The 8,030-nt window shown below is 31.4% G+C and carries 10 protein-coding genes and 1 pseudogene; all 11 read left to right on the forward strand.

The window, feature by feature from the left end; genetic code table 11:
* The coding region (locus tag NH286_RS10175; protein WP_265238703.1) for a DUF4368 domain-containing protein at positions 1 to 893 on the forward strand (893 nt) is incomplete at its 5' end.
* A 208-nt stretch (positions 894 to 1,101) separates the two neighbouring features.
* A complete protein-coding gene (locus NH286_RS10180) occupies positions 1,102 to 1,812 on the forward strand; it encodes a lantibiotic protection ABC transporter ATP-binding protein (protein WP_016648567.1) in 711 nt (236 codons plus the stop codon).
* Positions 1,805 to 2,554: a lantibiotic immunity ABC transporter MutE/EpiE family permease subunit gene (locus NH286_RS10185; RefSeq protein ID WP_002839678.1), complete on the forward strand. Its 750-nt coding sequence runs from the start codon at positions 1,805 to 1,807 to the stop codon at positions 2,552 to 2,554. Before NH286_RS10180 ends, NH286_RS10185 begins: the two co-directional genes overlap by 8 nt.
* 5 nt (positions 2,555 to 2,559) lie before the next feature.
* On the forward strand, positions 2,560 to 3,300 hold the full coding sequence (locus NH286_RS10190) for a lantibiotic immunity ABC transporter MutG family permease subunit (protein WP_265238706.1): 741 nt from the start codon (positions 2,560 to 2,562) through the stop codon (positions 3,298 to 3,300).
* Between the two features lie 124 nt (positions 3,301 to 3,424).
* Positions 3,425 to 4,087: a response regulator transcription factor gene (locus NH286_RS10195; RefSeq protein ID WP_040397490.1), complete on the forward strand. Its 663-nt coding sequence runs from the start codon at positions 3,425 to 3,427 to the stop codon at positions 4,085 to 4,087.
* Positions 4,078 to 5,520 (forward strand): sensor histidine kinase, encoded by a 1,443-nt coding sequence (locus NH286_RS10200; RefSeq protein ID WP_072469668.1) that lies wholly within the window; start codon positions 4,078 to 4,080, stop codon positions 5,518 to 5,520. The genes NH286_RS10195 and NH286_RS10200 overlap by 10 nt, the downstream gene beginning before the upstream one ends.
* Positions 5,521 to 5,830: 310 nt before the next feature.
* Positions 5,831 to 6,052 carry a hypothetical protein gene (locus NH286_RS10205; RefSeq protein WP_002839698.1) on the forward strand — a complete coding sequence of 74 codons (222 nt, stop codon included), beginning with the start codon at positions 5,831 to 5,833 and terminating at the stop codon, positions 6,050 to 6,052.
* 22 nt (positions 6,053 to 6,074) lie between these two features.
* Positions 6,075 to 6,164: a helix-turn-helix domain-containing protein gene (locus NH286_RS10210; protein WP_232500932.1), complete on the forward strand. Its 90-nt coding sequence runs from the start codon at positions 6,075 to 6,077 to the stop codon at positions 6,162 to 6,164.
* A 1-nt stretch (position 6,165) separates the two neighbouring features.
* Positions 6,166 to 7,191: an alpha/beta fold hydrolase gene (locus NH286_RS10215; RefSeq protein WP_002839676.1), complete on the forward strand. Its 1,026-nt coding sequence runs from the start codon at positions 6,166 to 6,168 to the stop codon at positions 7,189 to 7,191.
* 76 nt (positions 7,192 to 7,267) lie between these two features.
* Positions 7,268 to 7,557: pseudogene (locus NH286_RS10220) on the forward strand (DUF3847 domain-containing protein).
* Positions 7,558 to 7,798: 241 nt separating this feature from the next.
* The coding region (locus tag NH286_RS10225) for an ATP-binding cassette domain-containing protein (RefSeq protein WP_265238642.1) at positions 7,799 to 8,030 on the forward strand (232 nt) is incomplete at its 3' end.

Below are 8,030 nucleotides of genomic sequence, written 5' to 3' on the forward strand. Positions count from 1 at the left end.
GGATAAGAGGAAATGTAAAAAGGTATCCTGACGGTTGGGGCGAATATCACCCACTCACAGGATTGATGTATTGTGCAGATTGCGGGAGCAAGATGTATGTTCATAGGACAAATAACTATAAGAATATTCCCTATTATGTTTGCAGTAATTATAAAAAAGTGCCTTGCGGAACGCTATGTCCATCAGCTCACAGGATAAAAGCAGAAGTAGTCTTAAACCTTATCCAAGAAACATTAAAAGATATAAAAAATTATCTTGGAGAAGATAATGAAGCCTTTATCCGTTCCATTCAAAATGAAATGGAAGAAAAGGAAAAAGTAGAGATAGAAAAACAAAGGGTAAGGCTAATTAATATTAAGTCGAGAATACAAGAGTTAGAAAGGCTTATGTGCCGTATTTACGAAGATATGATACTTGAAAAAATACCAAGTAGTAGATATGAGATACTTAATAGCCAATATGAAACAGAGCAAAGAGTTTTAAGTAAAGAGATTAAAGACTTAGAGCTTGTAATATCAAGATATGAAAAGGAAACAGATAAGGTAAAAAAATTCATATCACTTATTAGTCGTTATGAAAACTTTGATGAACTCACAAACACAATGATAAATGAATTTGTAGATAAGATTATCATTCATGAAAGGGATAGAAAAGGCAGTCAAACATCAAAGCAAAAGATAGAAATATATTTTAACTTCATAGGGAATTATGAAGTTCCAAAAGAAGAATTAAGCGAAGAAGAACAATCAAAACTTGAGGAAGAAGAACGAAAAATTAATGAGAGAAGGGACAGACTTCATCAAAATTATCTAAAGCGTAAAGCAAATGGAAAACAACAGGAGTATGAGGAAAGGTATAAGGCAAGACGAGAGCAGAAAAACAGGAGAATATAAAGGTTTAGAAAAAAATAGGTATATTAGTCAGCTATTATGAGAAGATTAAAAGTGATACGTTTACTATATAGTTTATATGATGATCATATGTCGAAAAATAAAAGGCTCACTTACTACCTACTATGGAAATTCTTAAATCCTTATAATTTCCTTATTTTTTTCTTCTAAAATTACATACGTAAAGAAATGATAAGGAGGAAAATATACTATGGATGATTTTATATTACAAACTAGAAATCTATCAAAGCAGTTTGGGAAACAAATAGCGGTGGACTGCGTTAATATCAATGTTCCAAGAGGAACAATTTATGGATTATTGGGACCAAACGGAGCAGGAAAGTCTACTCTTCTCAAGATGATTTGCGGTATGATTACACCTACATCTGGTGAAATCATATTCAATAATAATCCTTGGGATCGTTCAAATCTCTCTGAAATTGGTGCATTGATTGAAAATGCACCACTATATCCAAACTTAACTGCCTATGAAAATTGTCGTGTACGATCAATAGCTTTAGGGATTGAAGAAGAGCGAATTCAAGAAGTTTTACAAATTGTAGGTCTTACTAATACAGGTAAAAAACGTACTGGACAATTTTCAATGGGAATGAAACAGAGATTAGGAATCGCTTTGGCTTTACTTAGTAATCCAAAACTTTTAATTCTAGATGAACCAACGAATGGTCTTGATCCCATTGCAATAAAGGAATTGAGAGAACTTATTAGAGGTTTTTCACAACAAGGAACTACTGTAATTCTATCTTCTCATATTTTATCTGAAGTCGAACATATTGCAGATCATATTGGAATAATTGCATCAGGACATTTAGGTTATCAAGGTGCATTTGATTCAAAAATGGATTTGGAGCAACTTTTCATGGAAGTTGTTAGTAATCAGCAAGGAGGTTTCAATGAGTAATTCAAATATATTAATGGCCGAGTTCTTGAAAACAAAAAGAACTGCAACAAGAAGAATTGCTATTGCTAGTCCTCTTTGCTTAGCACTAATGGCTATTGTTCAACAAGGTTATTTTTCCTTGAATTTATTTAACTGGTACTATGTAGTTTTTTTACCTGCTACATTCGCATTGATCAGTGCAACAGCTGTTAATATAGATAACGGAAAGCACGGACTTCGTGCAATCCGTTGTCTACCTGTTTCTCAAGGAAAAATATGGAGCTCTAAACTTTTGGTTGTATTAGGATATGCTCTTCTTTCCTGTTTTCTATTAAGTGTTGCTGTAGTTTGTATACCATTTATTTTTAGTTTGTTTGGAATTAATCAAATTAAGCAATTAAGTATTGCTTCGATATTTTTAGGGATTATAGTCATGTTTATCACAACCATGTGGCAAATCCCTTTTAGCTTTATAATTTCAAAAAAATTAGGGGTGATCTTTTCGGTAGTGGTCAATTTAGCTATTTCTTTTTCAGGTGTGTTTTTAGCACTAAAACCATATTGGATGTTTTGCCCATGGGCATGGGTAAATCGTTCCATGATTTCTATTTTAGGGCTTTTACCTAATGGTTTGCCTGTTGAAGAAGATTTGATTTATACACAATCTTATGATGTTTTAATTGCAATTGTTGCATCTGTGGTACTAACGATGGTTTTGTCCATTGTTTCCACCACCCTTTATAAAAAATCAGAAGCGAGGTGATTTTGATGTTGAAATGTTTACATTCGCATATTTATAAAATAGTAAAAAGTCCGCTATTTTATATAACCATTCTTTGGCCAATTATTTGTGTAGGACTTTTTATCGCTTATTATTCCGTTTCTTCATGGAGTATTGAACAAAATATATCTGGATTTTTACAAGCCTTATCCTTATTTATGGATTGCTTGGTTGTCATGTTGTGTACTGGTATTGTTCAGCAGGAACAACGTGCGGGTTCTTCTTTTAATATTTTATGTGTTGGAAAATCAAGAATTCAAATGCTAATATCACTTGTTATTTTATTGGTTATTATGACAGGTCTTAGTTTGATCATAGCTGTTGCTGGATTTGCTTTGCTATATGGAAAGATGCTTACCATATCCTACGTCTTGGCTACTATTCTTATGCTTATTCCACTTATTTGCCTAGTTTCTATCCATCTATTTATCGCTTTTAAATTTGGTACGTCATGGTCAATAGGTTCTGGAGTAATTTTTATTCTTGTTGGGGCTTTAGGATGTACTGGACTTTTGGATAAGTTTTGGTATTACCTTCCGCCAACATGGGCAGCTAGATTTTCATCTCTAATGATTCTAGATACTTTTCATACAGATTATATTCTTAAGATTGCAGCTGAGCTGAGATATGGTCTATTGATATGTATCATAGTAACCATTGCACTTGTTACTTTAATTCCTATATGGTTTAATAAATGGGATGGTAGAGCCGATAATAGTGATGAATAATATTAAATTATTTAAAAGTTCAAGATCTCCATATCATACTATGATTTTGAATGTTAAGAGTGCTCTAATAATATAAGTACTCTTTTTGGCTCAGACTAGATTTAATGAAAGGAGAGGTGAATATATGGGTCAAAACATACTTGTAGTTGATGACGATGAGCAAATTAGATCTGTTATTGAAACAAGTTTAAAGCGTGCTCAATTCTCTGTATATACTTGTGCCTCAGCAAAAGAAACTTTAAGTTTATCTCTCGATCAATTTGATTTGATGATTTTCGATGTGATGATGCCCGATATAGATGGCTTTGAACTTTGCAGAAATGTCCGTGAAAAAGTAGATTGTCCAATATTATTTCTTACAGCCAAATCCAAAGAAGCAGATGTCGCTGAGGGATTAGCGCTTGGCGGGGACGATTACATTCGCAAGCCTTTCACACCATTGGAATTAGTCAGTCGAGTAAAAGCACATCTAAGAAGGGAAGAGCGTGTTCATCATTCTTACCTATCTTTTGGAGATATTCGTTTTCTCTTGAATGCCAAAGAAATACAAATAAAGGGAGAAACTATCAAGTTCACAAAAATGGAATATGAAATTTGCGAACTCTTAGCTAGACATAAGGGACAAGTTTTTTCACGAGAACATATTCTCGAACAAGTCGGTGGATTTTGGACAGAATCTGAGTCTGCAGCTATAGTTGAACATATAAAAAATATCAGAAAAAAATTTTCAACTTATCAACTTGATCCAATTAAAACAATTTGGGGAGTCGGTTACAAATGGGAATAAAAAATATATATTCTAAGAAAAATACACTAAGGAAAATATTATCTATATATTCCTTAGTGTTCATAGGTATAATTTGTTTTCTTTTTCTTTTATTGGTTATCGGTTTCCACTATGGAGTTAGACATGATTTATATACTTTTGCCAACCACGAAGAAAAACAAGTTGAAATCTTAAGGGAAAAAATCATTTCTAGCCAAAATTTCAACTCAACTTGGGTACCTGATAATATTGGCTACATTCAGCTAAATAATGAAAATGAAGTTATTAATTCAAATATGAAGATAGAGGATCAAGAGAATGCTTTAGACTATTTAGATGGAAAACAAATCCCTTTTTCTAAAGGCTATTTTTCAAAGGTTGTATACAATAATAGAGTCTGCGTATTTAAATACAGGATAGGTGTGTTATATTCTTCAGATTGGGCAAATGCACATCTTCCAAGAGTAGAATCACTTTTTATTTTCATAATTGCTCTTACGCTTCTTATTCCAACCATGTGGTTTGCAAAGTCTGTTACCAGACATATTTATAAAGATGTATTACCGCTACAAAAAGCTCTTGTTTCCATAGGAAATGGAGATCTAAATATACCTGTCCCTTCCTCCCTATCAATATCAGAGTTTAGAGAGCTAGGGAACCTTATGGACCACATGCGTGTTGATCTAAAAGCAACATTAGAAGAACTTTGGAATAGTGAGCATAAAATAAGAGAACAAACAACCCAAATGCTACATGATTATCGTTCTCCGTTGACCGTTGCTCGTGCAAATGCTGAGTTTATGAAAGAAGATCTTAGTCAATTAACTCTATTCCTATCTGACGATGATAAAGAAAAAATGAATGAAAATCTATTGAAATATACCGAATCCATTATTTTTAATTTGAATCGATTGGAAGAGGTAGCAGATAGATTGCAACTACAACTTAGTAATGAAAATAACGACCAACTTGTCAAGGAACCATTGCCATTAGATAGTTTAAATCTCAAAATAAATCAAGAAGGACATATATTAAGTGAGCAATATGGGAATGAGTGGAAAAGCCAATTTCAAGATACAGATGATTATACAACCACAGAGGAAAGTGCAATTCATCAAGCCTTAACTAATATTATTCTTAATGCCTGTGAGCATGGTCATTCACCCCAATCAATTCATCTAACATTTATCGTTTCAAACGGGAAAGCCGAATACAAAATCACAAATTCTGGATCACATTTTTCAGATGCTGCCTTAGTCCACGCAACTGACAAAGGCTTTTCTGAAAAAAAGAATTACACACAAAATATAAAAGGTGTCGGATTGTATTTCACAGCAAGAGTAATACGAGAAAATGGTGGAGAACTATATCTATCTAACACTCCAGAGGGATATGCCTGTGTACAAGTTATAATTCCAGTAGTTAAAAAAGCTAAGGCTTCAAACTCAATATAAGCGATACATTTTCCTGTTATAAAGAATAAATGGTATTAGGCTTATCAATAGTAAAAAAATACTTAATAATGTGGGGGGAACATCGTAGTAAGAATTGAGTTTGGACAATATACAGTATTTTTTGTAGAGATATCTATAGTTTGCAAAATTGAAAAGGCTGTAAAATAAAAATAAACAGGAACAGTTTGATTACAATATTATGAATTAACGTTAGGATAAAAATATTTTTGGTATAATATCTATATACAAACCACGGAGGTTGGCATATGAGGTATTATGAAAGTAAGGAAGAATTAAAAAAGGAGAATTTATGAAAAATACGAGAAAATGCCCAAAGTGTGGAGGAAGTGATATTTTATTTGTGCCAGGATCTGCTGGAGCTTATGGAACTGGAAATAATATTATGACTGGGCATACAATTATGTCGGCAGTGTCTGTTGATAGGTATATTTGTACTGCCTGTGGTTTTAGCGAGGAGTGGATTGACCTTGACTACATGGATAAATTAAAAAAGAAATATGATGAAATTTAATTAAATTTGCAAAAATTCTTATGTGAACTTAGAGTCATTAGAAAAGATTTGCCTGGCATTGGATTGCAGAATTGAAGATGTTATAGAAATTCATAGAAATGAGGTGGAATAAAATGAAGAAAATATTTTTTAGAATCTTTTTAATAGTTATTATTTTAGTAGTTTTAGTTTTTATTCTTAGAATATATAATGACTATAAGTATAAAGATACCAATGCTTTGAAATCTCCTGAATATTATAATGATGTTACTAATATAAGTTTATATCCTACAGATATTGACGGAGTTGATGTAACTTATGTAGATGAGGGTAGGATGCAAGGCTTTAGATTTGTACCTAAGGAAAAATCACATAAAGGTCTTGTAATTTGTTTTGGAGGTTCTGAGGGAAGTCCAAATTTTGAAACTGCTAAAAGATTGGCTGAAGAGGGATATGAAACCTTTGCACTATTTATGTTCGGCATGAAAAACCAAGAACAAACTTTGAGAAAAATCCCTTTAGAACAATTTGAAGATGTTATCAATTATATAAATAAAAATATAAAAGACAATAAACCAATAAGCGTTTTGGGAGCGTCAAAAGGTGCAGAATATGCCCTTAATTTGGCTAGCAAATATTCTGAAATAGATAATCTGATTTTAATAGCACCTTCATCTTATAATTTCGCTGGTCTAGATTTTAAAGATTATGGTTCATCATGGACATATAAAGGAAAGGAACTTCCATATATAGATATAAAAAAATCATCATTTAACTCATTTTTAAAAAATATTATTGTTCCGAATATTATTAAAAGTCCTATTAGTTATAAAGAAACTTATAATAGTGCAATAGAAAAAGACTCAACAAGCCAAGAAAAACTAATACCAATAAAAGATGTTGAGGCAAATATATTGATGATCGTGGGCGAGGATGATTTGATGTGGGATAGTTTTGCTATGGCAAATAAAATAAAAGAACAAAACCCTAAGGCAAAGATTTATTCATATAAAGGAGCAGGGCATATATTTGCTAGCAATGGTGTTTTAAATTTAGGAAAAATTAGAATTGCAACAGGTGGGACAACTGAAAGCAATGATAAAGCAGAAAGTGAATCAAGAAAAACTATTGATGCTTTCTTAAAAGAAAACCATAAATAAAAAAATGCTTGGATATTTAAGGACGGTAGAAAATTAAAATCTATCGTCTTTTTTTAATACAAGAAAGGAGTTTTATATGAAAAAATTAGAACAAATAAGACAAGAATCAAAGGAAATAAAAGATAAAATAGATGATACAGAAGAAAGATTAAGGCAACTAAAAAATCAAGAAAAGAAGATGTTAAAACAAGACATAGTGAAAAAAAGAAAAGAAAGAACTCATAGGCTAATAACAAGAGGAGCAATCTTATAAAGCCTTATAGAAAATGCAGAAGAAATATCAGATGAAGAAATAAAAATCTACTAGAAGAAGCAACAAAGACAAAAGAATTTAAAGAAACACTAAAAATAATGAGAGAAAATTAAGAAAAATAAAATAAACAAATCTTTTTATTAAGAATAACAATAGCAGGACTTGTAATAATGCCATTGCAATAGCTATGGCTTGTGAAGATAATGGTACGAGTTTCGTATTCATTAATATGAAATTTAAAGACCAATTAAAATAATATTACTGATTGTTATTCAATTATCAGTTAAAAATTATGTTGTTTTTATAGTTTTGTTATATTTACCTCTTATAATAGAATCATCAAAGGAGGAAATTATGTCCGAAAAAGTACTTGAAATAAAAAATTTATGTAAATCTTATGGTAAAAGAAAGATTATAAATGATCTGAATATGACTGTGTTTAAAGGAGATGTTTATGGTTTTCTTGGAGCAAATGGAGAGGGGAAAACAACTACTATTAGAATGATTACATCATTAATTAGGTCTGATTCTGGAGAAATTTTAATAAATGAAAAATCTGTAATAAAAAATAGAGATCAAGCAATTA

Source organism: Anaerococcus sp. NML200574, assembly GCF_026131665.1.
In the GTDB taxonomy this organism is placed as follows: domain Bacteria; phylum Bacillota; class Clostridia; order Tissierellales; family Peptoniphilaceae; genus Anaerococcus; species Anaerococcus kampingae.